Genomic DNA, 26,389 nt, shown 5'->3' with positions numbered 1-26,389 from the left:
GGCATTTCTGGCATCTTCATACTTTTTTACAAAACTTACCGTAAATTGCATTGATTGGCCGGGAAAACTCTTCAGACTCACTCTTTTTTAAACTGCCGTACGGGTCACATTTAATGAAAGCCTTTAATAAGCTGTCCGCTGTTGTATTGCTCTCTGCTGGAGCATTTTGTCACCAGGCATTTGCTGATAACACCGTTTTTACCTCTATGGATGACCCTTCAACGGCAAAAAAACCGTTTGAAGGCAGCGCGTCAGCCGGTTATTTGGCACAGACAGGGAATACCACCAGTTCATCATTGAGCGCCTCAACCAATATGACGTGGTATCAGACCAACACCGCTTACAGCTTATGGGGCAACGCCGCGAACAACTCATCCAACGATGAGCGTTCCTCAGAGACTTACAACATCGGTGGTCGTACTCGTTACAATATGAACAGTGCGGACTATCTGTTCGGTCAGGCGAGCTGGTTGAGCGACCGTTTCAACGGTTATGATTCGCGCGATGTTCTGACTGCCGGTTATGGTCGCCAGTTGCTGAACGGTCCTGTGCACTCGCTGCGAGCTGAATTCGGTCCCGGTGTCCGTTACGATGATTTCCATGAAGGTGGTCACGAAACCAAGGCGCTGGGATACGGTGCTGTGAGCTACCAGTGGCAACTGACTGACACGACCAAATTCATCCAGGGTGTTTCCGTGTTGAGCAGCTTCGGTGAAGATACAACGCTGAACTCCGAAACCGGCTTGCAGGTGGCCATCAACGAACACTTCGCGTTGAAGCTGGCTTACAACGTGACCTGGAATAATAATCCGCCAGAGTCTGCGCCGGATCGTACCGACACCAAAACCACCATCCAGCTTTCTTACGCGATGTAAGCGAGCCGTGATGAAAAAACCGTTGCCGGCTAGCGCCGCGCAGCGGTTTTTTTTTATCTGTCGATGGCTTAGCGCATTTTTCGCGGGTTTAGATCGCGGCAGAAAGCTGCTATTATCTCCGGCGCTTTACATTCCTGGCGTCATTCCGACAACGTGGGTCTGACATTACGCCGGGTTACTCAAACAGAACTCAATGTTGCATGTAGGCTTTCGTGTGGCTTACCACTGCAATTAAGGATATGAAATGCCAGTAATTACTCTTCCTGATGGCAGCCAGCGCGTATTTGACCGTCCGGTCAGCGTGATGGACATCGCTCTGGATATTGGACCGGGCCTGGCGAAAGCCTGTATTGCCGGTCGTGTTAATGGCGAGCTGGTGGACGCGGTTGATCCGATCACCGAAGATGCTCAGGTGGCAATTATCACCGCCAAAGATGAAGCCGGTCTGGAAATTATTCGTCACTCTTGTGCGCACCTGTTAGGGCATGCGATTAAACAACTGTGGCCGAATACCAAAATGGCGATTGGTCCGGTGATCGATAACGGCTTCTATTATGACGTCGATTTGGATCACACCCTGACGCAGGAAGATCTTGAGCTGCTGGAAAAGCGTATGCACCAGCTGGCTGAGACTAATTACGATGTGGTGAAGAAGAAGGTGAGCTGGCAGGAAGCACGTGATGTGTTTGCTGAGCGTGGCGAAAGCTACAAAACCACCATTCTTGACGAAAACATCAGCCACGATGATCAACCTGGTTTGTATCATCATGAAGAATACATCGACATGTGCCGCGGTCCGCACGTGCCGAACATGCGTTTCTGCCATCACTTCAAACTGCAGAAAATCTCCGGTGCTTACTGGCGCGGCAACAGCGATAACAAAATGCTGCAGCGTATTTACGGTACAGCGTGGGGCGACAAGAAGCAGCTGGCTGCCTATCTGCAGCGTTTGGAAGAAGCGGCGAAGCGCGATCACCGTAAAATCGGTAAGCAGCTCGACCTGTACCATATGCAGGAAGAAGCGCCAGGTATGGTGTTCTGGCACAACGACGGTTGGACCATCTTCCGTGAACTGGAAGTGTTCGTCCGTACCAAGCTGAAAGAGTACGATTACCAGGAAGTGAAAGGTCCGTTTATGATGGACCGTGTGCTGTGGGAAAAAACCGGCCACTGGGAAAACTACAAAGAAGCGATGTTCACCACCTCTTCAGAGAACCGTGAATATTGCATCAAGCCAATGAACTGCCCTGGCCACGTTCAGATCTTTAATCAGGGTCTGAAATCCTACCGTGACCTGCCGCTGCGTATGGCTGAATTTGGTAGCTGCCACCGTAATGAGCCATCAGGCGCATTGCACGGCCTGATGCGCGTCCGTGGTTTTACCCAGGATGATGCGCACGTCTTCTGTACCGAAGATCAGGTTCGTGATGAAGTGAACAGCTGTATTCGTATGGTGTACGACATGTACAGCACCTTCGGTTTTGAAAAAATCGTGGTGAAACTGTCGACCCGTCCGGAGAAACGTATCGGTACCGATGAAATGTGGGACCGTGCGGAAGTGGATTTAGCAGAAGCGCTGAAGGAGAACGAAATTCCGTTCGAATATCAGCCGGGAGAGGGTGCCTTCTACGGCCCGAAAATTGAGTTTACCCTGTACGATTGCCTCGACCGCGCATGGCAGTGCGGCACCGTTCAGCTAGACTTCTCCCTGCCAAAACGTTTGGACGCCACTTATGTGGGCGAAAACAACGATCGTCAGACGCCGGTAATGATTCACCGTGCGATTCTCGGTTCAATGGAGCGCTTTATCGGCATCCTGACCGAAGAGTTCGCGGGCTTCTTCCCGAGCTGGCTGGCCCCCGTGCAGGCTGTGGTGATGAATATTACCGACAGTCAGGCAGAATATGTCAGTGAATTGACAAAGAAATTGCAGAAAGCTGGCATTCGTGTCAAAGCAGACTTGAGAAACGAGAAGATAGGCTTTAAAATCCGCGAGCACACATTACGTCGCGTCCCTTATATGCTGGTTTGCGGTGAGAAAGAGGTGGAAGCAGGCAAAGTTGCCGTGCGCACCCGCCGTGGTAAAGACCTCGGGAGCATGGACGTAGATGTGTTTGTTGAGAAGCTGCAACAAGAGATTCGCAGCCGACATCTTCACCAATTAGAGGAATAAGGTTATTAAAGGCGGAAAACGAGTACAACCGACGCGTCCGAACCGTATCAACGGCGAAATCCGTGCTACCGAAGTGCGCTTAACTGGCGTAGACGGCGAGCAACTTGGCATTGTGACATTGCGCGAAGCAATTGAGAAAGCCGAAGAAGCTGGCGTAGATTTAGTTGAAATCAGCCCGAACGCCGAACCGCCGGTTTGCCGTATTATGGATTACGGCAAGTTCCTTTATGAAAAGAGTAAATCTTCTAAGGAACAGAAGAAGAAGCAGAAAGTTATCCAGGTTAAGGAAATTAAATTCCGTCCTGGTACCGATGATGGCGACTATCAGGTCAAACTACGCAACCTGATTCGCTTTCTGGAAGAGGGCGATAAAGCCAAAATCACGCTGCGTTTCCGTGGTCGTGAAATGGCGCACCAGCAGATCGGTATGGAAGTGCTTAACCGCGTCCGTAAAGACCTGTGTGAAGATCTGGATCTGGCCATTGTCGAGTCCTTCCCGACTAAGATCGAAGGCCGCCAGATGATCATGGTGCTCGCACCGAAGAAGAAACAGTAGGCCTTCAAGTAATAATTCCGCGCAGCGTTCGCGCTGTGCGGAATCTTATTCGCCTGTCTGATTCATTTTATTAACAATGCGAAGTGGATATTTGTAAAAATGCCAAAGATTAAATCTGTCCGTGGCGCGGCTAAGCGCTTCAAGAAGACCGCTTCTGGCGGCTTCAAGCGTAAGCACGCGAACCTGCGTCATATTCTGACTAAGAAGTCTACCAAGCGTAAACGTCACCTGCGTCCGAAAGGCATGGTGTCTAAAGGCGATCTGGGTCTGGTTGTTGCCTGCCTGCCGTACGCATAAGTAAACTTTTTATAAATCTGCCTGAACACTTTGCGTACTGCAGGGAATAGGGCATCACAGAATATGATATAGGAGAGCTAACATGGCTCGCGTAAAACGTGGTGTAATTGCTCGCGCACGTCACAAGAAAATCTTAAAACAAGCTAAAGGCTACTACGGTGCACGTTCACGTGTTTACCGCGTTGCTTTCCAGGCTGTTATCAAAGCTGGTCAGTATGCTTACCGTGACCGTCGTCAACGTAAGCGTCAGTTCCGTCAGCTGTGGATCGCGCGTATCAACGCTGCGGCCCGTCAGAACGGTATCTCTTACAGCCGTTTCATCAATGGCCTGAAAAAAGCCTCTATTGAAATCGACCGTAAGATTCTGGCTGACATCGCTGTATTCGACAAAGTGACCTTCACGGCACTGGTCGAAAAAGCAAAATCAGCTCTGGCGTAAGTCAGATGAAAAAGGGAGCTTGCTCCCTTTTTTATTGCCTGCAACTCACGCAAAAGATTGACATTTTAACCGCTGGGCTTTTCAATAGTGCGGTTTCTATCAAGACAAGGTAACGCAAGCATGCACGCTGCTTTTTTCCGTTTCTTTTTTTACTTTAGCGCCTGACAATCGGGGGCTTTTGCGCATAAGAAAAGAAACGAAAAATCGCGCTGAAAGCCTCCCTCGTGGAGGCTTTTTTGTTTCTGGCGACACTTAATCGGATCTCACGGTCCTTACAAGAACTGACCAGCCCGGCTGGAAGAAGAGGAAATCATGTCCCAACTCGCAGACCTGGTGGCCCGTGCCACGGCCGCTATCGACGAGGCGTCGGATATCGCCGCCCTGGACGCCGTGCGCGTCGAATTCCTGGGTAAGAAAGGGCATCTGACGCTGCAAATGACCACCCTGCGTGAACTGCCAGCGGAAGACCGTCCGGCAGCAGGCGCGGTGATTAACGAAGCGAAGCAGCAGGTGCAGGATCGTCTTAACGCACGTAAAGACACCCTGGAAAGCGCTGAGCTGAATGCGCGCCTCGCCGCAGAGACCATTGATGTCTCGCTGCCTGGTCGTCGCGTTGAGAACGGCGGTTTGCACCCGGTGACCCGCACCATCGATCGTATCGAAAACTTCTTCGGCGAGTTGGGCTTTGCGGTGGTCACTGGTCCGGAAATCGAAGATGACTATCATAACTTCGACGCACTCAACATTCCTGGCCACCATCCGGCGCGTGCTGACCACGATACCTTTTGGTTCGATGCCACCCGTCTGCTGCGCACCCAGACGTCTGGCGTGCAGATCCGCACCATGAAAAACCAGCAGCCGCCGATCCGCATCATCGCGCCAGGTCGCGTGTATCGTAACGACTACGATCAAACCCACACCCCAATGTTCCATCAGATGGAAGGTCTGATTGTCGATAAAGACATCAGCTTCACCAACCTGAAAGGCACGCTGCACGATTTCCTGAACAACTTCTTTGAAGAAGACCTGCAGATTCGCTTCCGTCCTTCTTACTTCCCGTTCACCGAACCCTCCGCGGAAGTGGATGTGATGGGTAAAAACGGCAAGTGGCTGGAAGTGCTGGGCTGCGGCATGGTGCATCCGAACGTACTGCGCAATGTGGGCATTGACCCGGAAGTCTACTCTGGCTTCGCTTTCGGCATGGGAATGGAGCGTCTCACCATGCTGCGTTATGGCGTGAACGATCTGCGCGCCTTCTTCGAAAATGATTTACGTTTCCTCAAACAATTTAAATAAGGGCAGGTTATCCAATGAAATTCAGTGAACTCTGGTTACGCGAATGGGTAAATCCAGCCCTGGACAGCGCTGCGCTGTCTGAGCAAATCACCATGGCCGGCCTGGAAGTGGACGGCGTGGATCCGGTCGCCGGTGCGTTCCATGGCGTGGTCGTGGGTGAAGTGGTGGAGTGCGGCCAGCATCCGAACGCAGACAAACTGCGCGTGACCAAAATCAACGTGGGCGGCGAGCGCCTGCTGGATATCGTCTGTGGCGCGCAAAACTGCCGCCAGGGCCTGAAAGTCGCGGTGGCGACCGTCGGCGCTGTACTGCCAGGCGACTTCAAAATCAAAGCCGCGAAACTGCGCGGTGAGCCTTCAGAAGGCATGCTGTGCTCGTTCTCTGAGCTGGGTATTTCCGACGATCACAGCGGCATTATTGAACTGCCTGCTGATGCGCCTATCGGCACTGACATCCGCAGCTATCTGCAGCTGGATGACAACACCATCGAAATCAGCGTAACGCCAAACCGTGCCGATTGCCTCGGTATTATTGGTATTGCGCGCGATGTGGCGGTAGTCAACGGTCTGCCGCTCACCGAGCCAACGATTGAGCCGGTTAAAGCGACCATTACCGATACCTTCCCGATTCGCGTAGATGCCACCGACGCTTGCCCACGTTATCTGGGCCGCGTTGTAAAAGGCATCAATGTGAAAGCGGCAACGCCATTGTGGATGCGTGAAAAACTGCGTCGCTGCGGCATCCGTTCTATCGACCCGGTGGTGGATATCACCAACTACGTTCTGCTGGAACTCGGTCAGCCGATGCACGCCTTTGACCTCGACCGCATTGACGGCGGCATTGTGGTACGCATGGCGGAAGAGGGTGAAGTCCTGACCTTACTGGATGGCACCGAAGCGAAACTCAGCAGCGACACGCTGGTGATTGCTGACCATCAGAAAGCGCTGGCGATGGGCGGCATTTTTGGTGGTGAGCACTCTGGTGTGAACGAAGAAACCCAAAATGTGTTGTTCGAGTGTGCCTTCTTTGAACCGCTGGCGATCACCGGCCGTGCTCGTCGTCAGGGCCTGCATACCGATGCGTCACACCGTTACGAGCGTGGTGTTGATCCGGCACTGCAATTCAAAGCCATTGAGCGTGCGACCCAGTTGCTGCAGGAAATTTGCGGCGGTGAAGCGGGTCCGGTTATCGATCAAACCGACGCCAGCAAGCTGCCTGAGCGCGCCACCATTACCCTGCGTCGTGAAAAGCTGGACCGCCTGATTGGTCACGTGATCGCCGATGCGCAGGTCACCGATATCCTGACGCGTCTCGGTTGCGAAGTGACCGTAGGCAATGGTGAGTGGACAGCCGTTGCACCAAGCTGGCGTTTTGATATGGCGATTGAAGAAGATCTGGTTGAGGAAGTGGCCCGCGTATACGGCTACAACAACATTCCAGACGTGCCGGTGAAAGCCAGCCTGATTATGACGAAGCATCGCGAAGCGGATCTGTCGCTGAAGCGTGCGCGTAACCTGCTCGTCGATAAAGGCTATCAGGAAGCGATTACCTACAGCTTCGTTGATCCGAAAGTGCAGCAGCTGCTGCATCCGGGTGAAGAAGCGCTGATCCTGCCAAGCCCGATTTCCAGCGATATGTCGGCAATGCGCTTGTCACTGTGGACCGGTCTGCTTGGTGCGGTGGTGTATAACCAGAATCGTCAGCAAGGCCGTGTGCGCCTGTTTGAGAGCGGTTTGCGCTTTGTTCCTGATACGCAGGCCGATCTCGGTATCCGGCAGGATCTTATGCTGGCGGGCGTTCTGAGCGGTAATCGCTATGAAGAGCATTGGGATCTGGCGCGTCAGACAGTTGACTTCTATGATTTAAAAGGCGATTTAGAATCGTTACTGGATTTGACCGGTAAACTCGATGAGATTTCTTTCCGTGCAGAAGTCAATCCGGCGCTGCATCCGGGACAGAGCGCGGCAATTTATTTACGCGGCGAACGAATCGGATTTATCGGAGTGGTTCATCCGGAGTTGGAACGTAAGCTGGATCTCAACGGCCGCACCTTAGTGTTTGAACTGCTTTGGAATAAGGTCGCAGACCGCGTCCTGCCTGACGCGCGCGAGATTTCACGCTTCCCGGCGAACCGTCGTGATATCGCTGTGGTAGTGGCTGAAAACGTGCCTGCAGCAGATATCATCGCGGAGTGTAAGAAAGTTGGCGTAAATCAGGTAGTTGGCGTAAACTTGTTTGACGTGTACCGTGGTAAGGGCGTGAACGAGGGCGAAAAGAGCCTCGCGATTAGCCTGATTTTGCAAGATACCAGCCGGACACTCGAAGAAGAGGAGATTGCCGCGACCGTTGCCAAATGCGTTGCGGCATTAAAAGAGCGATTCCAGGCAACCTTGAGGGATTGAACCTATGGCGCTTACAAAAGCTGAAATGTCAGAGTACCTGTTTGAAAAACTCGGGTTGAGCAAACGCGATGCCAAAGAGTTGGTTGAGCTCTTCTTTGAAGAAGTTCGCCGCGCGTTAGAAAACGGAGAACAGGTTAAACTGTCCGGATTTGGTAATTTTGATCTGCGTGACAAAAATCAACGTCCGGGCCGTAACCCGAAGACGGGGGAAGATATTCCTATCACTGCCCGCCGAGTGGTGACCTTCCGTCCGGGACAGAAGTTGAAAAGTCGCGTTGAGAACGCGACACCGAAGGACGCTGACTAATTTCAGTATGACAAAAAGGCCGCTTAGCGGCCTTTTTTATTGGCTGTAAAATGGCCGTTCTGCGCAATCTTTCCATAATGTCAGGATTTCGTAAGTATCCGGAAAATAGGATGAAAATCGGCACTGGCTGATAGTGACTGCGGCAATCCATTTGTTATAACAGCGCCATCACATAACAAGGGGTATTGCTGATGAAAAAGACAGCACTTTTACTGGGCATCCTGTTAGGCATGCCGCTGCTGGCTAACGCCAATGTTTCCGTTAACATCAACACACCGGGTGTTTCTATTCATATCGGTGATCAAGATAAACGTGGCTACTACTGGGATGGCTACGACTGGCGTGCGCCAACCTGGTGGAAACAGCACCACAATCAACGCATCGGCACCAAAGGCCCGCACGGTTACTGGAACGGTAACGGCTGGCAGCCACAGCACCCGGGCAATGCGCCGCACCACGATAACAAACCGCAGCCGCGAGACCAGCATCATGACTCGCGTGATAGCCACGACAAGCGTGATAATCACGGTCAACCGATCCCGCCTCATCAGTAAGCGTTGCTTAGCGGCACCCACTCGGTGCCGCTTTCTTTTTGCCACAATCCCACTACAATCAAATCTCTGTTTTCTCTGCCAATCTTATCTATGACTCTGTTGGACCAGCTTGCCCGTCAGGCCGATCGTCGTAGCCAGCGCTGGCTGATGCTGCTCGGTGCCATTCTGCTGCTGCTGTTTATTCTCAGCCTGTGCGCCGGAGACATCTGGATATCGCCAACCCAATGGTTTTCCTCTAACGGTGAACTCTTCGTCTGGCAGTTGCGCTTACCGCGGACGCTGGCGGTGCTGCTGGTGGGCGCTGCGCTGGCGGTGTGTGGTGTGGTGATGCAGGCGCTGTTCAACAATCCGCTGGCAGAACCCGGCCTGCTTGGCGTATCCAATGGCGCGGGCATTGGGTTAGTGTTGGGTGTCATGCTGGGCAATGGCTCATTATGGAGCCTGACGCTGGCGGCGATGGCGGGCGCATTATTGATCACGCTGATCCTGCTGCACTTTGCCCATCGTCAGCTTTCAGCCAGCCGCTTATTGCTCACGGGAGTTGCGCTCGGCATTATCTGTAGCGCAGTGATGACATGGGCCGTGTACTTTAGCACCAGCCTCGATCTACGGCAGTTAATGTACTGGATGATGGGCGGCTTTGGCGGTATTGACTGGCGCTATGGCTGGATGATGCTGGCGCTGTTGCCGGTCACTCTGCTGCTGACAGCCACCGCTTGGACGCTGAATTTACTTTCACTGGGGGAAACCTCGGCGCGTCAGCTAGGCCTGCCGTTATTGTTATGGCGTAACCTGTTAGTGTTGGCGATGGGCTGGCTGGTTGGCGCCAGCGTGGCGATGGCCGGTGCCATCGGGTTTGTCGGATTGGTCATCCCTCATCTGTTACGCTTAAGCGGTTTTAGCGATCACCGATACCTGCTGCCCGCCTCGGCGCTGGCAGGGGCTGCGGTGCTCCTCGGGGCAGATATTATCGCCCGACTGGTGCTGACGTCGGCAGAGTTGCCGATTGGCGTGGTCACCGCCACCCTCGGCGCACCGCTGTTTATCGTGCTATTAGTGAAATCTTCGCGCTAGCAATGGCTGGCATCTTGGTCTCAACAACAGGAATCGACAATGAGCATTTATCAGACAGAACTGGTTACCCTGGACGGCGAAAAAACGACGCTGGCACAGTATCAGGACAACGTACTGCTGGTGGTCAACGTGGCGTCAAAATGTGGGCTGACGGCGCAGTATGAGCAGCTTGAGTCACTGCAGAAAGCCTGGCAGGACAAAAACTTTAGCGTGCTGGGTTTCCCCTGCAATCAGTTTCTGGAGCAGGAGCCGGGCAGCAACGAAGAGATCAAAACCTTCTGCAGCACCACTTATGGTGTGACTTTCCCGATGTTCGATAAAACCGATGTGAACGGTGCCAATCGTCATCCGCTGTATGCGCAGTTAACGGCGGCACAGCCTGAAGCCGAACGTCCTGAAGGCAGCGGTTTCCTCGAGCGTATGGTGAGCAAAGGACGTACACCAAAAGCCGAGGGCGACATTTTGTGGAACTTCGAAAAATTCCTCATCAACAAACAGGGTAAGGTGATTGCGCGTTTCTCTCCGGATATGACGCCTGATGATCCGATCATCCTGAAACGCGTTGAGCAGGCGCTGGCAGAGTAAATGCTGTTGCAGTGTCAGGGAGTCAGCGTCGCGGGACGTCTGGCTCCGGTTGATCTCAGCGTCAATGCAGGTGAATGGATACATTTGGTAGGCCCGAATGGCGCGGGAAAAAGTACTTTACTCTGTGCGCTGTCGGGATTATTGCCGGCTCAAGGCGTGATTCAGCTTGCAGGAACGTCGTTGAGCCGCTTAAGCGGGGCTGCACTGGCTCAATGGCGTGCCTGGTTACCGCAACAACAGGCCGCGTTAGGGACCATGCCCGTCTGGCACTATCTGCGTCTGCATTTCTCTTCGGCGTCGCCGCAGGTAGATGTCACACTCAATGATGTGCTGACGCAACTCAGTATACACGACAAATTAACCCGTCAACTGACGCAGCTCTCTGGTGGCGAATGGCAGCGTGTGCGGCTGGCGGCAGTAGTGATGCAAATCCATCCGGCGAGCAATCCTCACGGCAAGCTTTTAATTCTGGATGAGCCGATGACGGCATTGGATGTCGCGCAGCAGCGAGCCGTGGATAAATTGCTGCTCCAGCTGTGCCACGCCGGTATTGCGGTGATTGCCAGCGGCCATGATCTTAACCACAGTCTGCGCCATGCCGACCGCGTAGGATTGATGCATCAGGGGGAAGTGGTGATGCAGGGACGTGCGCGGGACGTCTTAACCGCCGCCAATCTCTCTCCGTTGTACCAAACCGAGTTTCAACAATTTGATACACCGCAAGGCCCTCTGCTGTTTATTCCCTGAATAACATTGCCTGTTAAGCAGATTTGCCGCTAAAGTGTCATCCGGGCGACGGATTTAGGGACATTCTGATGCGAATAACGGTATTTCTTCTGATGCTGCTGCTGGTTGGGTGTAGTAGCCATCACGCGCCGCCGCCGAATGGCCGCCTTTCTGATTCCATCACCGTGATTGCTCAACTCAACGATCAGTTAGGTCGCTGGCGTGGCACGCCTTATCGCTACGGCGGGTTAAGTCGAGGCGGTGTGGATTGCTCTGGTTTTGTTTATCTGACCTTCCGCGATAAATTCGATATGCAACTGCCGCGTTCTACCGTTGACCAGACGGATATTGGCACTCGCATTGATAAACGCGATTTGCTGCCCGGTGATCTGGTCTTCTTCAAAACGGGCAGCGGAGAGAATGGCCTGCATGTGGGTATTTATGATACCGATAACACCTTCATCCACGCTTCTACCAGCCAGGGCGTGATTCGCTCTTCACTGGATAATGTCTATTGGCGCAAGGTATTTTGGCAGGCACGTCGTATCTGAATGATTACCATACCAGTGCTGAATGACCTATTCTCTTCATGGTTTTTCAGCCGGTTTATTATTGAATTCCCCTCAAATTTAACTCTCATTTAAAATGGCACTTTACCTGTGCTCGCATAAATACTAAAAATAAGACTGAATTTATTTAATGAGTATGGACAACCACCTCGGCTATTTGGCTTAAGTTTTATTTATGGCTTAAAACGGTTTAATCAGGCACAAAATTGCGTCTCTTCTAACGTTTGGTCCTATTGCCTGACCGTTTTCATTGATATACGATGCGCCAATTGCCACTGCTTCTGGCTGCTAAAATGAAAGTCCATTTATCTGCCGACTATCAGTCGGAAACCTGGTTCTATCCAGTTTATACACTGGCGGGCCAGCTGACTGCGGTCGAGCTGGTGACGCAATTCGTCCACGACAGCGCACCTATTACGCTGCCGCAGGATTTGCTGTTGCCGCAATTAGACGATGCGCAGCAATTACGGTTAATGCAGAGCCAGCTTTCTTTACTGGAAAAGTACCGTGACTTTTTTGAGCTACATCAAATTACCGCTTTGGTTCGTATTGATGATTCGATGGCGTTAACGCTGCTTGAAAGTGAATTTCTGTTAAGGAAATTTAAACAACTTCCTTTTATTATTCTCGATATTAGCGAAACGTTTCCGCAATTAGCGCGCGGAAAAGCGCAGCCACTTCTGGCAACATTACAGCAGGAATTCCGTTTATCACTTTCCCAATTTGGTGCAGGTAAAGCACCTGCAACCGCAGTTTACGATAATCTCTTTAGTGTACTGAAACTGGATAAAACCTTTATACAAGGCCTGGCTAAACGTGCATCTTTTACACCATTTATCCAAACGGTCATCGATAATTTCTCAGATTATGCCGATCAGCTCATAATATGTGGTGTTGACGATAACCTCATGCTGGAGAAAGTCAGCACGCTGAGCGGAGCTCAACTGCAAGGCAATTTGTTCCCGGTTGTCAAAGCGGAACGGTTAGGTGATCTTATTTATCCTGATGTGACTTCGCACACCCCTTCACAGCAGTAGTCCTTTCAACTGTCATCCGCTGACGCCCAGCGTTACACTGAACCCTATTCTTTAAACTCACTGTTGGTGCTTTTTGTGTGCACCTTCTGGAGTGGTGATGCAATTTATTAATAGCTGGCAGCAAGAGCTGCCGGGATGCTATACGGCGCTGATGCCAACGCCGTTGGAAGGCGGGCGTCTGTTCTATCATAACGCGCCGCTGGCGGCAGAAATGGAACTGGATGCCGGGCTCTTCACTGGGCAGGGGCACGGCGTCTGGAGTGGTCGTGAGCTATTGCCAGGTATGGCCCCGCTGGCGCAGGTTTACAGCGGACATCAATTTGGTGTGTGGGCCGGCCAACTGGGCGATGGGCGGGGCATTCTGCTGGGTGAACAGCAACTGACGAACGGACGTAAACTCGACTGGCATTTGAAAGGGGCGGGATTGACACCCTATTCGCGTATGGGTGATGGCCGGGCGGTGATTCGTTCCAGCGTGCGTGAGTTCCTGGCTTCGGAAGCGCTGCACCATTTGGGGATTCCCACCACTCGCGCGCTGGCTCTGGCGATTGGCGATGAGCCAGTGCTGCGTGAAACGCAGGAACGCGGGGCAATGCTGATGCGCATCGCTGAGAGTCATCTGCGTTTTGGTCACTTTGAACATTTTTACTATGGCGGCGAGCAGGATAAGGTCCGGCAACTGGCAGATTACGCCATTCATCATCACTGGCCAGAATTAAGCGATGACGCTGACCGCTATGTGCTGTGGTTTACCGATATCGTGAAACGCACTGCCAGCCTGATCGCCCACTGGCAGAGCGTGGGCTTTGCGCATGGCGTGATGAACACCGACAACATGTCGATCCTCGGACTGACGCTGGATTATGGTCCCTATGGCTTCCTTGATGATTACCAACCCGGATTCATCTGCAATCACAGCGATTATCAGGGGCGTTATTCCTTTGAGAATCAGCCGATGATTGGTTTGTGGAACCTCAATCGTCTGGCGCATGCATTGTCAGGGTTGATGAGCACGGATCAGTTAAAACAGGCGCTCAGCCATTATGAAACGGAACTTATGCGGGTCTGGGGTGAGAAGATGCGCGCTAAACTGGGCCTTCTGACCGCTGATGCCAATGACAACGCGATTCTGACGCAACTGCTGTCGCTGATGACACAAGAGCGAAGCGATTACACGTTGACCTTTCGCTTACTGAGTGAGACGCAGCAGCATCAACAGCGTTCGCCGCTGCGTGATGAATTTATCGACCGCGAGGCGTTTGACCACTGGTACGACGGCTATCGTCAACGTCTGCTGCAGGATGAGGCATCAGATGAACAACGCCAGCAGGTCATGAAGGCGGCCAACCCAGCGCTGGTGTTGCGCAATTATCTGGCACAGCAGGTGATTGAAGAAGTCGAGCAGGGTGAGAAGGCGGCGCTGGAGCGGCTCCATCTGGCTTTACAACAGCCATTTGATGATGCGGCCGTCAGCGCAGAGTTACGCCAACGGCCGCCAGAGTGGGGCAAAACGCTGGAGGTGAGTTGCTCCAGCTAAGGTGATTAAAAACGGCTGTCGACCGCGGCAGCCAGTTTCTCCAGCACTTCGGCGCTATCTTCCCAGCTCAGGCAGGGATCGGTAATGGACTGACCGTAGTTTAACGGCTCGCCGCTCACCACTTTCTGATTACCTTCCTGCAGGAAACTCTCAATCATCACACCCGCCACCGCACGTGATCCCGCACGAATTTGTGCTGCCACATCATCCGCAACATCGCGCTGGCGACGATGCTGTTTCAGGCAGTTACCATGACTGAAGTCGATGATCAGCTGTTCCGGCAAATTGAAATCACGCAGATTTGCGGCCGCGGCCGCGACATCTTCGGCGTGGTAGTTAGGTTGACGACCACCGCGCAGAATCACATGACCATGCGGATTGCCGCTGGTCTGGTAAATCGTCATTTGACCGTGTTTATCCGGAGACAGGAACATATGACTGACGCGTGACGCGCGAATCGCATCCACTGCGATTTGCACATTGCCGTCTGTACCGTTTTTGAATCCGACCGGGCACGACAGCGCCGATGCCATTTCACGGTGGATCTGACTCTCAGTGGTGCGTGCACCAATGGCGCCCCAGCTGATCAGGTCAGCAATAAACTGGCCGATCACCATATCAAGAAACTCGGTGGCGGTCGGCATACCAGTGGCGTTGATATTCAGCAACAGTTTACGAGCAATGGCGATGCCGCGATTAACGTCGAAACTGCCATCCAGATCCGGATCTGAGATCAATCCTTTCCAGCCGACCACCGTGCGCGGTTTTTCGAAGTAAGCGCGCATCACGATTTCCAGACGATCCTGGTAACGTTCGCGTAACACGTTGAGGCGTTCGGCATAGTCCAGCGCGGCTTTAGGGTCGTGTAGCGAGCACGGGCCGATAATCACCAACAGGCGTGGATCTTCACCGGTCAAAATGCGTGCAATACGCTGGCGCGCAGCGGTGACGGTGGCCGCCACCTCCGGTGAAATGGGGTGTTCTTGCGCAAGCACAGCGGGCGTTAGCAGGCTGCCGATGCGCGCGGTACGCAGTTCATCAGTCTTGTTCATTGAGATTCTCAAAATCTGTTCTTCGCAACGGTGAAATACCGGGAAGTGATGGTGGTCACAATAAACCAATAGGCCGCGAATTCAACCCGCTAAAAAGAAAGGTGAGCGAAACAAGACGGAAGCCAGGCTTTACGGCCTGGCGTACAGATCAATACATGCTGCGGCGCAGACCCATAATGTCGAGGATTTTGGTGGCAATCTCCTCTACCGAATAGTTGGTACTGTTAAGATAACGAATCTGATGCGTGCGGAAGAGCGCTTCCACTTCCCCCACTTCCAGGCGGCACTGGCGCATCGAGGCATAACGGGTATTCTCTGCACGCTCCTGCCGAATCGCCGCCAGACGTTCAGGATCGATGGTTAATCCAAACAGCTTATGTTGATGGGCGCGTAACGCCGGCGGCAATTTCAGGTTATCCATGTCATCGGCGATAAAGGGATAGTTTGCCGCACGCACACCAAACTGCATCGCCAGATAGAGGCTGGTGGGTGTTTTGCCACAGCGAGAGACGCCGAGCAAAATGACCTGTGCATCCTCCAGACCACGCAGTGAGATACCATCATCGTGCGCAAGCGTGTAATCAATCGCGGCAATACGCGCATCATATTTGCCGAGATTGCTCGCCGTCAGACCATGGGTTCGGTGCGCCACTGGCATTGAAGATACGCCAAGCTCACTTTGCAGCGGACCCACCAATGCCTGCACGATGTCCTGGCAAAAGCCTTCGCTTTCAAGAATGATTTCACGCACATCCGGGGTGACGATGGAAAAGAACACAATCGGACGTACGCCGCTTTGCTGATACAGCGCGTTAATCTGCGCCTTCACCGCCTGAGCTCGCTGAACATTCTCAACAAAGGGCAGGGTCACGCTGTTGATATTCACGGGGAATTGCGACAGCACGGCATGCCCCAATACCTCCGCGGTAATGGCGGTACCGTCTGAAATGTAGAACACACTGCGCTCAGTGCTCATAGGCGAAATCCCCTCTTATTTACTTTTGCGTAACAATGTCATTGCCGATGTTTCATTTTAATTAAAAATAAAATGAAACATCCATATCGTGAGTGCTTTCTGCTGGAATTTTATTTTTGTGATGAACAATATTAGATGAAATGCTGTTTTGAAAACCGCTATTTCCCCGCAATTTTTATCACAAGGTAAAAATAAAGTCTGAATCTGTTGCGCAACAAAAACCAATGGCTAACCCTCTGAAAAGGGGAAAAATATCGTTGCGGCCATGTTTCAGCATTAAATAAGCCTGTTGCGCAACGCTAGCACTAACAGGTACTAGTCCGATTTTGCGTTTCTTTTTTCTGCTTTAACGATTCAACACTTAGTCTTTATTTATTGATTGTGCCAGGCTGTTTTGGCGAATAGCAAAATGTTCCATGTGCTCCAATCATTTAAATGAAGGATAATCTCAATGTCCAATCAAGACCAACAGTCGCTAGTGCTCTGGTACAACCAGCTTGGCATGCATGATGTTGATCGGGTGGGGGGCAAGAATGCTTCCCTGGGAGAAATGATTACTAACTTGTCGTCACTGGGCGTCTCCGTGCCTAACGGCTATGCCACGACATCTTACGCCTTTAATCTGTTTCTCGATCAAAGCGGACTGAACCAGCGCATTTATGATTTGCTGGACAAAACGGATATTGATGATGTTGAAGAACTGGCTAAGGCCGGTAAACAAATTCGTCAATGGGTTGTGGACACGCCATTCCTGCCTGAGCTGGAAGAGGCGATGCGTACTGCCTATGAGCAACTCTCCTCTGATGATGCCGACGCTTCCTTTGCGGTGCGCTCATCCGCCACCGCTGAGGACATGCCCGATGCCTCGTTCGCGGGGCAACAGGAGACCTTCCTTAACGTGCAGGGCTTTGATGCGGTGCTGGTGGCCGTGAAGCACGTGTACGCTTCTTTATTTAACGATCGTGCGATCTCTTACCGCGTGCACCAGGGCTACGACCATCGTGGCGTTGCCCTGTCAGCGGGTATTCAGCGCATGGTGCGATCCGATCTCGCGTCTTCTGGCGTGATGTTTACCATTGATACCGAATCCGGTTTCGACCAGGTGGTCTTTATCACCTCGGCGTTCGGTCTTGGTGAGATGGTGGTGCAAGGTGCGGTGAACCCGGATGAATTCTACGTGCACAAACCCACACTGGCAGCCAATCGCCCGGCTATCGTGCGTCGCACTATGGGTTCCAAAAAGATCCGCATGGTGTATGCCGATTCTCAGGAGCACGGTGAGCAGGTGCGCATTGAAGATGTCGATCAGGAGCAGCGTGACCGTTTTAGCCTGACCGATGACGAAGTGCAGGATCTGGCGCGCCAGGCGGTGTTGATTGAGCAGCACTACAAGCGCCCAATGGATATCGAGTGGGCGAAAGATGGTCACACCGGCAAATTGTTCATTGTGCAGGCGCGTCCGGAAACCGTGCGCTCTAACGGTCAGGTGATGGAGCGCTATAACCTGCAAGGGAAAGGCAAGGTGCTGGTCGAAGGCCGTGCCATCGGCCATCGCATTGGCGCGGGTGAAGTGAAAGTGATTCATGACATCAGCGAAATGCATCGCATCGAGAAAGGTGACGTGCTGGTCACCGACATGACCGACCCGGATTGGGAACCGATCATGAAGAAGGCCTCCGCGATTGTGACCAACCGTGGTGGCCGTACCTGCCATGCGGCGATCATCGCACGTGAGCTGGGCATTCCTGCCGTCGTTGGCTGTGGCGATGCCACCGATTACCTGAAAGATGGGCATAAGGTGACCGTTTCCTGTGCTGAAGGCGACACCGGTTATGTGTATCAGGATCTGCTGGACTTTGAAGTGACCAGTTCGCAAGTGGATACCATGCCGGACCTGCCACTGAAAATCATGATGAACGTCGGTAACCCGGATCGCGCCTTTGACTTCGCCTGTCTGCCAAATGAAGGTGTTGGTCTGGCGCGTCTGGAGTTCATCATCAACCGTATGATCGGTGTGCACCCGAAAGCGCTGCTGGAGTTTGACCAGCAGACGCCAGAATTGCAGCAGCAGATTCGTCAAATGATGAAGGGCTTCGATGATCCGGTTGAGTTTTACATTGCGCGTCTGACCGAAGGCATCGCCACCCTGGGCGCGGCCTTTGCGCCGAAGCGCGTGATTGTGCGTCTCTCTGATTTTAAATCGAACGAATACGCCAATCTGGTGGGCGGCGAGCGTTACGAGCCAGAAGAAGAGAACCCGATGCTGGGCTTCCGTGGCGCGGGGCGCTATGTGGCAGACAGCTTCCGCGACTGCTTCGCGCTGGAGTGTGAAGCCGTGAAACGTGTGCGTAATGAAATGGGTCTGACTAACGTCGAGATTATGATTCCATTTGTGCGCACTGTTGACCAGGCGGCTGCCGTGGTGGAAGAACTGGGCAAGCAAGGTCTGAAGCGCGGTGAGAACGGCTTGAAGGTGATCATGATGTGTGAGATCCCGTCAAACGCCTTGCTGGCTGAACAGTTCCTGCAGTATTTCGACGGCTTCTCTATCGGTTCGAACGACATGACACAGCTGGCGTTGGGTCTGGACCGCGATTCTGGCGTGGTGTCTGCACTGTTTGATGAGCGCAACGAAGCGGTGAAGGCGCTGCTGTCGATGTCGATTCAGGCCGCCAAGAAACAAGGCAAATATGTTGGAATTTGTGGCCAGGGTCCTTCAGATCATGAAGACTTCGCTGCGTGGTTGATGGAGCAGGGTATTGATAGCCTGTCATTGAACCCAGATACCGTGGTGCAAACCTGGTTAAATCTGGCGGAATTGGATGCTGCTAAGCAGTAATCAGACATCAATTAGGGCGCGTTCGGGGTAAATCTGAAGCGTCCCTGACGAAATCATTAAGGCCAGCGCTGCTGGCCTTTTTTTTATCCATAAAAAATACAAAAAAAAGCCCATCACAGGGGATGGGCAAAGACTACACACAGCAATTCTTCACTTTACTCAGGGGAAAAAGGTTGTTTAAAAATCAGTGGTTTGATCTCAAACATAGGATTCATGTTATTCATCAGGCTTGCTGGCGTCTTTAAGAATCCTCTTATTAGTTTAAAGCTGATAATCTTTTCTGAGCTTTTTTAACGGTTGCGCCTGATGATTCAGTTCGAAAAATAATCATTCCGTTAGCGAAATCCACCTAAAGCGCCTAAATCTGCGTTTTTTCTTAAAAATCGCTTATGAAAAATAAAGGGTGGTGTAGGCAATTATGTGACAGCGATTAAGTTGCTTTCAGCGCAGTAGGTAAGGCAAATCAGACGTGGGAGAAGAAGGCGGTGCATTTATCTGCACCGCTCGCGGAAAAGGTCAGCTTTAAGGTTGCTCTTCCTCATGTTCGGCAAGAGCTTCGATGGCCGTTTGCGGGTCATCATCCGGGGCAGGTGCTTCATGCATCCACACGGAAACCAAACGATAAGATACCGCTAGCACCACCGGGCCAATAAACAGTCCGATCATGCCAAAGGCGATCAATCCCCCGATAACGCCGGAAAGGATCAGAATCATCGGCAGATCCGCACCCATGCGAATCAGCATCGGACGCAACACGCTATCGAGCGTACCGACTACACAACTCCACACCAGTAATATCGTGCCCCAGGTGGTATCGCCACTCCAGTAGAGCCAGATGATAGCCGGTACTAGCACCACCAAGGGCCCCAACTGCACCAGGCACGTCAGAATCATTAGCACGGTGAGCAAGGTGGCATAAGGGATGCCGGAAATCGCCAGGCCAATGCCGCCCAGCACACCCTGCACCAGCGCCGTCACCACCACACCCAGCGCCACGGCACGAATCGCTTGCCCAGCCAGCAGCACCGCCGCATCGCCGCGACGTCCGCCCATGCGATAAGCAAAGTGGCGAATGCCGTGGCCGACCTGCTCACCGCGCCAATAGAGCAATACGCTAAATAGCAGCATGACGGCGAGGTGGATCATAAAGCGGCCGAAGTGGCCGGCCTGCGCCACAAAGAAGCCGGTGGTGCGGCCAATGTAAGGTTGTAGCTGATTTAAAATCGCCGTCCCGCCGCCATCGACCATTTTGTGATAGCTGGAGTAGGTTTTGTTGCCGACATACGGAATTTCGCGCAGCCAGACAAAATCCGGGAAAACCAGATGACGCTGCGTGGCCCAGGCAATCACCGGCGCGCTGTTGTCGATCAGGCTACTCACCAGCAGGGCAATGGGAATAATGAACAGCAGCAGTAATAGAATGGTCATGGCGATCACCGCCAGCGATCGTCGTCCCCACAGCAAATGCTGCAAACGGATCATCAATGGCCAGGTCGCAATCACCACCATGCTGGCCCAGGCAAAGCCCAGAATAAAGGGTTGTACCACCCACAGGCAGGCGATGATCATGATGAGAATGAACATCAACGAGAACAGCAGTTGCGGTAGATCCATACCGCGTTGCAGGCTTTTCATCACAACGTTTTGACCTCAATTAATCCTTCGTGGTGGACCGCGTGGGCCCTGATCAATGATGAGCTATTTCCTGAAAATTAAACAGAAAAAAGCAGGTGTCGCGGAGGTCTTTCCTGAAAAAACAGCAGCCATTAAAAAAATATGATAAAACCAGTGGTTGAAAAAAATAACCACGCAAACGTTTACAACATCTCGGTCACGCAATAATGATCCCACAGATTTCCCAGGCGCCAGGCCTCGTTCAACTGGTGCTGACATTCCTGCAGTCATTAAAAGAACAAGGCTTTACCGGCGATGTCGCCACCAGTTATGCCGATCGTCTCTCGCTTGCTACCGATAACAGCATTTATCAGCTGTTACCCGATGCCGCGCTGTTTCCGCGTTCGACGGCGGACGTGGCGTTAATCGCTCGTCTGGCGGGCGAAACGCGGTTTAACAGCCTGGTGTTTACCCCACGCGGCGGCGGAACGGGTACCAACGGTCAGTCACTCAATCAGGGCATTGTGGTCGACATGTCGCGCTACATGAATCGCATCCTTGAAATCAATCCTGAACAGGGCTGGGTGCGTGTGGAAGCGGGCGTGGTGAAAGATCAGCTCAATGCCTGGTTGAAGCCTTATGGATTCTTCTTCTCGCCGGAGCTCTCCACCAGTAATCGCGCTACCTTAGGCGGCATGATCAATACCGATGCATCCGGGCAGGGTTCGCTGGTGTATGGTAAAACCTCGGATCACGTGGAGGGATTGCGGGCGGTTCTGCTCGGCGGCGATATCCTGGATACCCGCGCGATGCCCACCGAACTGGCTGAGCAATTAGCAACAACACCGACAGCAGAAGGGCGTATCTATCATCAGGTGCTGAATCGCTGTCGTGATCAGCGTGATCTGATTCTGGATAAATTCCCTAAGCTTAACCGCTTCCTGACCGGTTATGACTTGCGTCATGTGTTCAGCGATGACATGCAAACCTTCGATCTGACGCGTTTGTTATGCGGTGCAGAAGGGACGCTGGCCTTTATTACGGAAGCGCGTCTGGACATCACGTCGATCCCGAAAGTGCGTCGTCTGGTGAACATCAAGTACGACTCCTTTGACTCTGCACTGCGTAATGCCCCTTTCATGGTGGAAGCCAAAGCGCTGTCAGTGGAAACCGTGGACTCTAAGGTGTTGAATCTGGCACGTGAGGATATTGTCTGGCATTCGGTAAAAGAGCTGATTACCGATGTGCCGGACAAGGAAATGCTCGGCCTGAATATTGTTGAATTTGCCGGTGACAACGGCGAATTGATTGAACAGCAGGTCAACAGCCTGTGCGGTCGACTGGATGAGCTGATGGCGCAGCAGCAGGGCGGTGTGATCGGCTATCAACTGTGTAATGATTTAGGCGGTATCGAGCGCATCTATAATATGCGCAAAAAAGCGGTGGGCTTGCTGGGTAACGCCAAAGGGCGCGCCAAGCCGATTCCGTTTGTGGAAGACACGGCAGTTCCGCCAGAACAACTGGCGGATTACATCGTCGATTTCCGCGCCTTGCTCGATAGCCATGGCCTGAGTTATGGCATGTTTGGCCACGTGGACGCCGGTGTGCTGCACGTCCGTCCTGCGCTCGACATGTGCGATCCGCAGCAAGAAATGCTGATGAAGCAAATCTCCGACGAGGTGGTGGCGCTGACCGCACGCTACGGCGGATTACTGTGGGGTGAACACGGTAAAGGATTCCGCGCGCAGTACAGCCCGGAATTTTTTGGCGAGACGCTGTTCAACGAACTGCGCGCAATTAAAGCCGCCTTCGATCCTGATAATCGCCTGAACCCCGGCAAGATTTGCACCCCGCTGGGCAGCAACGAGCCGATGATGCAGGTGGATGCGGTGAAACGCGGCACTTACGATCGTCAGATTCCGGTCACGGTGCGAACTGACTGGCGCGGTGCCATGGAGTGCAACGGCAACGGCTTATGCTTCAACTTTGATGCGCGCAGCCCGATGTGCCCGTCGATGAAGATTACCCGCAACCGTATCCATTCGCCGAAAGGCCGCGCGACGCTAACGCGTGAATGGTTGCGTTTGCTGTCAGAGCAGGGCGTTGATCCCTCGCAGTTGGAACAGGCGCTGCCTAAACAGGGTGCCAGCCTGCGCACACTGATCCAACGCACGCGTAACTCCTGGCACGCGAAGCAGGGCGAGTATGACTTTTCTCATGAAGTGAAAGAGGCGATGTCAGGCTGTTTAGCCTGCAAAGCCTGTTCGACGCAGTGCCCGATTAAGATTGATGTACCGGGCTTCCGCTCGCGCTTCCTGCAGCTTTATCACACGCGCTATTTGCGTCCGATGAGCGATCATCTGGTGGCAACGGTAGAGAGTTATGCGCCTTTGATGGCCAAAGCGCCAAAGGTGTTCAACTTCTTCCTCAAGCAGCCGTGGGTGCGCGATCTGAGTAAAACCCACATTGGTATGGTCGATCTGCCATTGCTCTCCTCTCCAAGCCTGAAACAGCAGCTCGGCGGCCATCCGGCGATGAGTTTGACGCTGGAACAGCTGGAAGCGATGGATATGGCGCAACGTGAAAACTGTGTACTGGTGGTGCAGGATCCGTTCACCAGCTATTACGAAGCGCAGCTGGTGACCGATTTCGTCAAATTGATTGAGAAGCTGGGCTACCGCCCGGTGTTATTACCCTTCTCACCCAATGGCAAAGCACAACATGTGAAAGGCTTCCTGCAGCGCTTTGCACGCACAGCCGGCAAAACCGCCGAGTTTCTTAATCGTGTCGCCCAATTGGGAATGCCGATGGTTGGGGTCGATCCCGCAACGGTACTGTGTTATCGCGATGAATATCAGGAAGTGCTGGGTGAGCAGCGCGGTGAGTTCAAGGTGCAACTGGTCCACGAATGGTTGCAGCAGGCCTTAGATGCGCGTGCGGTTCAAACTGCCAGCGGCGAGGCCTGGTATCTGTTTGCCCACTGCACTGAAGTCACTGCGCTGCCCTCAACGCCGAATCAGTGGCAGGACATCTTTGCGCGTTTCGGTGCGAAGCTGGAGAACGTCAACGTCGGGTGTTGCGGTATGGCGGGGACGTACGGACATGAGAGCAAGAACCTCGAAAATTCGCTCGGCATCTACGAACTCTCATGGCATCCGCAGCTACAGAAACTGCCACGTCAGCGTTGTCTGGCGACAGGTTTCTCCTGTCGCAGCCAGGTTAAACGCGCCGAGGGCAATGGCATGCGCCATCCGCTGCAGGCATTACTGGAAATGATGTAAACAAATTGTAGGAGTCGTCACAAAGCTGGATTAGAATATCCAGCCTGCGTGACGGACGAAATCACTCTGCAGGCTGGTGGCTTTATCCCACTCGCCGCTGAGCGCCAGTTGATGACACAAGCGAGTCAACGACAGGCGCGCCAGTTGATAGGCCTGAATACGGAATAAACGGTCGCGATCGGCATTGCCCATCTCCTGCACTAAGCGGTGATGGAGCTTGCCCATGGCATGCAGATAGCTTTGGTCGTCGCCGTTAAGCTCGCAGATTTCTGCCATGTCGAGACAGGTGTCGTTAAAGCGACGCAGTTGGTCAATAGTACAATCGGTGCGGTTGAGCTTAGCCTGAGCCATGTAGAAGTCGACGGTGATATCACGCACTGAAAACTTATATTCATCGATTTTGTGTTGTAACCAGGCTGAGACGGTAAGCGTCATGTCGCTACCTTAAATGGGTTAATGATAATCATTATCATATTCAACCGCGTCAGGAATGCAATTCCCGCAATGAAATTTTATTGATTTCCTTTGCCTGTTACTAAAATCGGCAATAACAATCCCTTTACATTGAAGAAAGGCGTAACCTATCAATCATGACGATGTCGTAAAGTTGAATTTCTAAATTTTACGTCATTTTAACGGGTTACGCGGGCGTGGCGCGCACGGGAATGCCGCTCACAAGCTCGATTGAAGAGACTATGCTTAATAAAGCAACAGTAAAAAATAGCACGAGATGATTATCCCTGCAAAACAAGAGGTTGAAGTGGTATCTGATATCACTACCATAGGGGGATAGCCTGAAAAGGCCCAGACTTACGAGGTAGCACTATGTCATCAGTAAATGCAGCTTCCTTTTCACCCGACGATTTCGTCTGGAAAGGGCTTACGCTGACCGAATCGGCAGCGAAACAGATTCTTAACCTGGTTGAGGCGGATCCTGAAGTTAAGGGCCTTAGATTGGGTGTGAAGCAGTCCGGCTGTGCCGGTTTTGGGTACGTTATGGATCTGACAAAAGAGCCAGCCGATGACGACCTGACGTTTGAGCAATTCGGCGCAAAATTATTTGTGCCTCTTCAGGCTATGCCGTTTGTTGACGGTACCGAACTGGATTATGTCCGTGAAGGCCTGAACCAGATTTTTAAATTCAACAACCCTAAAGCTCAGCACGCCTGCGGGTGCGGTGAGAGCTTTGGCGTCGAGTAAGTAAAATGTCACGACACAGCGAAGCATCTGACGATGTACAAACGTGGGAAGGTAGCCTGAATTATAAAGAAGGCTTCTTTACCCAGTTGCAAACCGACGAATTGGCACACGGCATCAATGAAGATGTGGTGCGTGCTATTTCGGCCAAACGTAACGAACCTGAGTGGATGCTGGAATTCCGCCTCAAGGCCTTCCGTGCCTGGTTAGAGATGGAAGAGCCACACTGGTTGAAAGCTAACTACGCCTCACTCGATTATCAGGACTACAGCTACTATTCCGCGCCGTCTTGCGGCAATTGCGATGATAGCTGCGCGTCTGAACCGGGTGCGAAGCAAACCTCTGGCAGCGTCGCGTCAAGCGATTACCTGACCAAAGAAGTGGAAGACGCTTTCAATCAGTTGGGTGTTCCGGTACGTGAAGGACGTGAAGTCGCGGTTGATGCGATTTTTGACTCCGTATCCGTTTCCACCACCTACCGTGACAAACTGGCTGAGCAAGGCATTATCTTCTGCTCATTCGGCGAAGCGATTCACGATCATCCAGAGCTGGTGCAGAAGTATCTCGGTACTGTGGTTCCCCACAACGATAACTTCTTCGCGGCATTGAACTCTGCTGTGGCCTCAGACGGGACTTTTGTCTACATCCCTAAAGGCGTGCGTTGCCCGATGGAGCTGTCGACTTATTTCCGTATCAACGCGGCAAAAACCGGTCAGTTCGAACGTACCATTCTGATCGCCGATGAAGACAGCTATGTCAGCTATATCGAAGGCTGCTCAGCCCCGGTGCGTGACACCTACCAGCTGCACGCCGCAGTGGTTGAGGTGATCATCCACAAAAATGCCGAAGTGAAATACTCCACCGTACAGAACTGGTTCCCGGGCGGTGAAGGCGAGGGCGGTATCCTCAACTTCGTGACCAAGCGTGCGCTGTGTGAAGGCGACCACAGCAAGATGTCCTGGACGCAGTCTGAGACCGGTTCAGCCATCACCTGGAAATACCC

24 protein-coding genes, 1 other RNA gene and 1 other annotated feature are annotated in these 26,389 nt (G+C 52.7%); of the genes, 20 read left to right on the top strand and 5 right to left on the bottom strand.

Translation table 11 applies throughout. The features are described from left to right. The first annotated feature begins 113 nt into the window (after positions 1-113). The 16 genes from FD737_RS21955 (at position 114) to FD737_RS21880 (ending at position 14,427) form a co-directional block, all read left to right on the top strand. Positions 114-875 carry a YdiY family protein gene (locus FD737_RS21955; protein WP_097119261.1) on the top strand — a complete coding sequence of 254 codons (762 nt, stop codon included), beginning with the start codon at positions 114-116 and terminating at the stop codon, positions 873-875. Between the two features lie 244 nt (positions 876-1,119). After that, the gene (gene thrS / locus FD737_RS21950; protein WP_038647340.1) at positions 1,120-3,048 is read left to right on the top strand and encodes a threonine--tRNA ligase; all 1,929 of its coding nucleotides are present in this window, start codon (positions 1,120-1,122) and stop codon (positions 3,046-3,048) included. A 4-nt stretch (positions 3,049-3,052) separates the two neighbouring features. Beyond that, positions 3,053-3,604, top strand: coding sequence for a translation initiation factor IF-3 (infC, locus tag FD737_RS21945; RefSeq protein ID WP_034821726.1), 552 nt, complete (start codon positions 3,053-3,055; stop codon positions 3,602-3,604). Positions 3,605-3,703: 99 nt separating this feature from the next. Next, complete coding sequence (rpmI, locus tag FD737_RS21940) at positions 3,704-3,901, top strand: 50S ribosomal protein L35 (protein ID WP_160834585.1); 198 nt, start codon at positions 3,704-3,706, stop codon at positions 3,899-3,901. Positions 3,902-3,983: 82 nt separating this feature from the next. Next, positions 3,984-4,340, top strand: coding sequence for a 50S ribosomal protein L20 (gene rplT / locus FD737_RS21935; protein WP_007892678.1), 357 nt, complete (start codon positions 3,984-3,986; stop codon positions 4,338-4,340). A gap of 115 nt (positions 4,341-4,455) precedes the next feature. After that, positions 4,456-4,581: a sequence feature (Phe leader region), on the top strand. Continuing rightward, positions 4,461-4,505 carry a pheST operon leader peptide PheM gene (gene pheM, locus FD737_RS21930; RefSeq protein WP_160834596.1) on the top strand — a complete coding sequence of 15 codons (45 nt, stop codon included), beginning with the start codon at positions 4,461-4,463 and terminating at the stop codon, positions 4,503-4,505. Its footprint overlaps the feature before it by 45 nt. 71 nt (positions 4,582-4,652) lie before the next feature. Next, a complete protein-coding gene (gene pheS, locus FD737_RS21925) occupies positions 4,653-5,636 on the top strand; it encodes a phenylalanine--tRNA ligase subunit alpha (RefSeq protein WP_034821723.1) in 984 nt (327 codons plus the stop codon). A gap of 14 nt (positions 5,637-5,650) precedes the next feature. Further along, a complete protein-coding gene (gene pheT / locus FD737_RS21920; protein ID WP_160834584.1) occupies positions 5,651-8,038 on the top strand; it encodes a phenylalanine--tRNA ligase subunit beta in 2,388 nt (795 codons plus the stop codon). Between the two features lie 4 nt (positions 8,039-8,042). Beyond that, positions 8,043-8,345 carry an integration host factor subunit alpha gene (gene ihfA, locus FD737_RS21915; protein ID WP_007892687.1) on the top strand — a complete coding sequence of 101 codons (303 nt, stop codon included), beginning with the start codon at positions 8,043-8,045 and terminating at the stop codon, positions 8,343-8,345. A gap of 191 nt (positions 8,346-8,536) precedes the next feature. Continuing rightward, positions 8,537-8,899: a DUF2502 domain-containing protein gene (locus FD737_RS21910; protein WP_097119263.1), complete on the top strand. Its 363-nt coding sequence runs from the start codon at positions 8,537-8,539 to the stop codon at positions 8,897-8,899. Between the two features lie 90 nt (positions 8,900-8,989). Further along, entirely contained in the window at positions 8,990-9,973 is a 984-nt protein-coding gene (btuC, locus tag FD737_RS21905) for a vitamin B12 ABC transporter permease BtuC (protein WP_097119264.1), read from the top strand. A 39-nt stretch (positions 9,974-10,012) separates the two neighbouring features. Then, a complete protein-coding gene (locus FD737_RS21900; protein WP_160834583.1) occupies positions 10,013-10,558 on the top strand; it encodes a glutathione peroxidase in 546 nt (181 codons plus the stop codon). Then, positions 10,559-11,305 carry a vitamin B12 ABC transporter ATP-binding protein BtuD gene (btuD, locus tag FD737_RS21895; RefSeq protein ID WP_097119266.1) on the top strand — a complete coding sequence of 249 codons (747 nt, stop codon included), beginning with the start codon at positions 10,559-10,561 and terminating at the stop codon, positions 11,303-11,305. Positions 11,306-11,373: 68 nt separating this feature from the next. Next, positions 11,374-11,835, top strand: a complete 462-nt coding sequence (locus tag FD737_RS21890) for an NlpC/P60 family protein (RefSeq protein WP_097119267.1) — start codon at positions 11,374-11,376, stop codon at positions 11,833-11,835. A 311-nt stretch (positions 11,836-12,146) separates the two neighbouring features. Further along, positions 12,147-12,890 carry an EAL domain-containing protein gene (locus FD737_RS21885; RefSeq protein ID WP_097119291.1) on the top strand — a complete coding sequence of 248 codons (744 nt, stop codon included), beginning with the start codon at positions 12,147-12,149 and terminating at the stop codon, positions 12,888-12,890. Between the two features lie 97 nt (positions 12,891-12,987). After that, the gene (locus FD737_RS21880) at positions 12,988-14,427 is read left to right on the top strand and encodes a YdiU family protein (protein WP_097119268.1); all 1,440 of its coding nucleotides are present in this window, start codon (positions 12,988-12,990) and stop codon (positions 14,425-14,427) included. Positions 14,428-14,432: 5 nt separating this feature from the next. Here FD737_RS21880 and FD737_RS21875 read toward each other — a convergent pair whose 3' ends face one another. Further along, positions 14,433-15,479: a 3-deoxy-7-phosphoheptulonate synthase gene (locus FD737_RS21875; protein WP_097119269.1), complete on the bottom strand. Its 1,047-nt coding sequence runs from the start codon at positions 15,477-15,479 to the stop codon at positions 14,433-14,435. A 148-nt stretch (positions 15,480-15,627) separates the two neighbouring features. Continuing rightward, positions 15,628-16,455: a pyruvate, water dikinase regulatory protein gene (locus FD737_RS21870; protein ID WP_058959746.1), complete on the bottom strand. Its 828-nt coding sequence runs from the start codon at positions 16,453-16,455 to the stop codon at positions 15,628-15,630. 451 nt (positions 16,456-16,906) lie between these two features. On the opposite strand from FD737_RS21870, the gene ppsA reads away from it, so the two are divergent. Beyond that, the gene (ppsA, locus tag FD737_RS21865; protein WP_097119270.1) at positions 16,907-19,294 is read left to right on the top strand and encodes a phosphoenolpyruvate synthase; all 2,388 of its coding nucleotides are present in this window, start codon (positions 16,907-16,909) and stop codon (positions 19,292-19,294) included. A 98-nt stretch (positions 19,295-19,392) separates the two neighbouring features. Here the strand turns inward: ppsA and rprA are convergent. Together rprA and ydiK are read right to left on the bottom strand one after the other, a co-directional pair. Continuing rightward, positions 19,393-19,500: antisense sRNA RprA (rprA, locus tag FD737_RS21860), an RNA gene on the bottom strand. Positions 19,501-19,816: 316 nt separating this feature from the next. Next, complete coding sequence (gene ydiK, locus FD737_RS21855; RefSeq protein WP_034821692.1) at positions 19,817-20,929, bottom strand: AI-2E family transporter YdiK; 1,113 nt, start codon at positions 20,927-20,929, stop codon at positions 19,817-19,819. Between the two features lie 206 nt (positions 20,930-21,135). Between ydiK and FD737_RS21850 the strand changes: the two genes are divergently transcribed. Beyond that, positions 21,136-24,189 carry an FAD-binding and (Fe-S)-binding domain-containing protein gene (locus FD737_RS21850; protein WP_160834582.1) on the top strand — a complete coding sequence of 1,018 codons (3,054 nt, stop codon included), beginning with the start codon at positions 21,136-21,138 and terminating at the stop codon, positions 24,187-24,189. A gap of 30 nt (positions 24,190-24,219) precedes the next feature. Here FD737_RS21850 and FD737_RS21845 read toward each other — a convergent pair whose 3' ends face one another. Next, positions 24,220-24,624 (bottom strand): hypothetical protein, encoded by a 405-nt coding sequence (locus tag FD737_RS21845; protein ID WP_045813973.1) that lies wholly within the window; start codon positions 24,622-24,624, stop codon positions 24,220-24,222. A gap of 390 nt (positions 24,625-25,014) precedes the next feature. Between FD737_RS21845 and sufA the strand changes: the two genes are divergently transcribed. Both sufA and sufB read left to right on the top strand, forming a co-directional pair. After that, positions 25,015-25,389 (top strand): Fe-S cluster assembly scaffold SufA, encoded by a 375-nt coding sequence (gene sufA / locus FD737_RS21840; protein WP_038647312.1) that lies wholly within the window; start codon positions 25,015-25,017, stop codon positions 25,387-25,389. Positions 25,390-25,394: 5 nt separating this feature from the next. Next, a partial coding sequence (sufB, locus tag FD737_RS21835; RefSeq protein WP_160834581.1) for a Fe-S cluster assembly protein SufB occupies positions 25,395-26,389 on the top strand: 995 nt, incomplete at its 3' end.

Source organism: Pantoea sp. Seng (genome assembly GCF_009829935.1).
GTDB classification, from domain to species: Bacteria; Pseudomonadota; Gammaproteobacteria; order Enterobacterales; family Enterobacteriaceae; genus Pantoea; species Pantoea communis.
Note: the sequence above shows the minus strand (reverse complement) of the source record. Positions and strands in the feature narration are given on the sequence as shown.

Bases quoted from the DNA above. Each gene is read 5' to 3' on its own strand.
- FD737_RS21955 (WP_097119261.1), top strand. From the start codon at position 114: ATGAAAGCCTTTAATAAGCTGTCCGCTGTTGTATTGCTCTCTGCTGGA.
- thrS (WP_038647340.1), top strand. From the start codon at position 1,120: ATGCCAGTAATTACTCTTCCTGATGGCAGCCAGCGCGTATTTGACCGT.
- rpmI (WP_160834585.1), top strand. From the start codon at position 3,704: ATGCCAAAGATTAAATCTGTCCGTGGCGCGGCTAAGCGCTTCAAGAAG.
- rplT (WP_007892678.1), top strand. From the start codon at position 3,984: ATGGCTCGCGTAAAACGTGGTGTAATTGCTCGCGCACGTCACAAGAAA.
- pheS (WP_034821723.1), top strand. From the start codon at position 4,653: ATGTCCCAACTCGCAGACCTGGTGGCCCGTGCCACGGCCGCTATCGAC.
- pheT (WP_160834584.1), top strand. From the start codon at position 5,651: ATGAAATTCAGTGAACTCTGGTTACGCGAATGGGTAAATCCAGCCCTG.
- ihfA (WP_007892687.1), top strand. From the start codon at position 8,043: ATGGCGCTTACAAAAGCTGAAATGTCAGAGTACCTGTTTGAAAAACTC.
- FD737_RS21910 (WP_097119263.1), top strand. From the start codon at position 8,537: ATGAAAAAGACAGCACTTTTACTGGGCATCCTGTTAGGCATGCCGCTG.
- btuC (WP_097119264.1), top strand. From the start codon at position 8,990: ATGACTCTGTTGGACCAGCTTGCCCGTCAGGCCGATCGTCGTAGCCAG.
- FD737_RS21900 (WP_160834583.1), top strand. From the start codon at position 10,013: ATGAGCATTTATCAGACAGAACTGGTTACCCTGGACGGCGAAAAAACG.
- btuD (WP_097119266.1), top strand. From the start codon at position 10,559: ATGCTGTTGCAGTGTCAGGGAGTCAGCGTCGCGGGACGTCTGGCTCCG.
- FD737_RS21890 (WP_097119267.1), top strand. From the start codon at position 11,374: ATGCGAATAACGGTATTTCTTCTGATGCTGCTGCTGGTTGGGTGTAGT.
- FD737_RS21885 (WP_097119291.1), top strand. From the start codon at position 12,147: ATGAAAGTCCATTTATCTGCCGACTATCAGTCGGAAACCTGGTTCTAT.
- FD737_RS21880 (WP_097119268.1), top strand. From the start codon at position 12,988: ATGCAATTTATTAATAGCTGGCAGCAAGAGCTGCCGGGATGCTATACG.
- FD737_RS21875 (WP_097119269.1), bottom strand. From the start codon at position 15,479: ATGAACAAGACTGATGAACTGCGTACCGCGCGCATCGGCAGCCTGCTA.
- FD737_RS21870 (WP_058959746.1), bottom strand. From the start codon at position 16,455: ATGAGCACTGAGCGCAGTGTGTTCTACATTTCAGACGGTACCGCCATT.
- ppsA (WP_097119270.1), top strand. From the start codon at position 16,907: ATGTCCAATCAAGACCAACAGTCGCTAGTGCTCTGGTACAACCAGCTT.
- ydiK (WP_034821692.1), bottom strand. From the start codon at position 20,929: ATGAAAAGCCTGCAACGCGGTATGGATCTACCGCAACTGCTGTTCTCG.
- FD737_RS21850 (WP_160834582.1), top strand. From the start codon at position 21,136: ATGATCCCACAGATTTCCCAGGCGCCAGGCCTCGTTCAACTGGTGCTG.
- FD737_RS21845 (WP_045813973.1), bottom strand. From the start codon at position 24,624: ATGACGCTTACCGTCTCAGCCTGGTTACAACACAAAATCGATGAATAT.
- sufA (WP_038647312.1), top strand. From the start codon at position 25,015: ATGTCATCAGTAAATGCAGCTTCCTTTTCACCCGACGATTTCGTCTGG.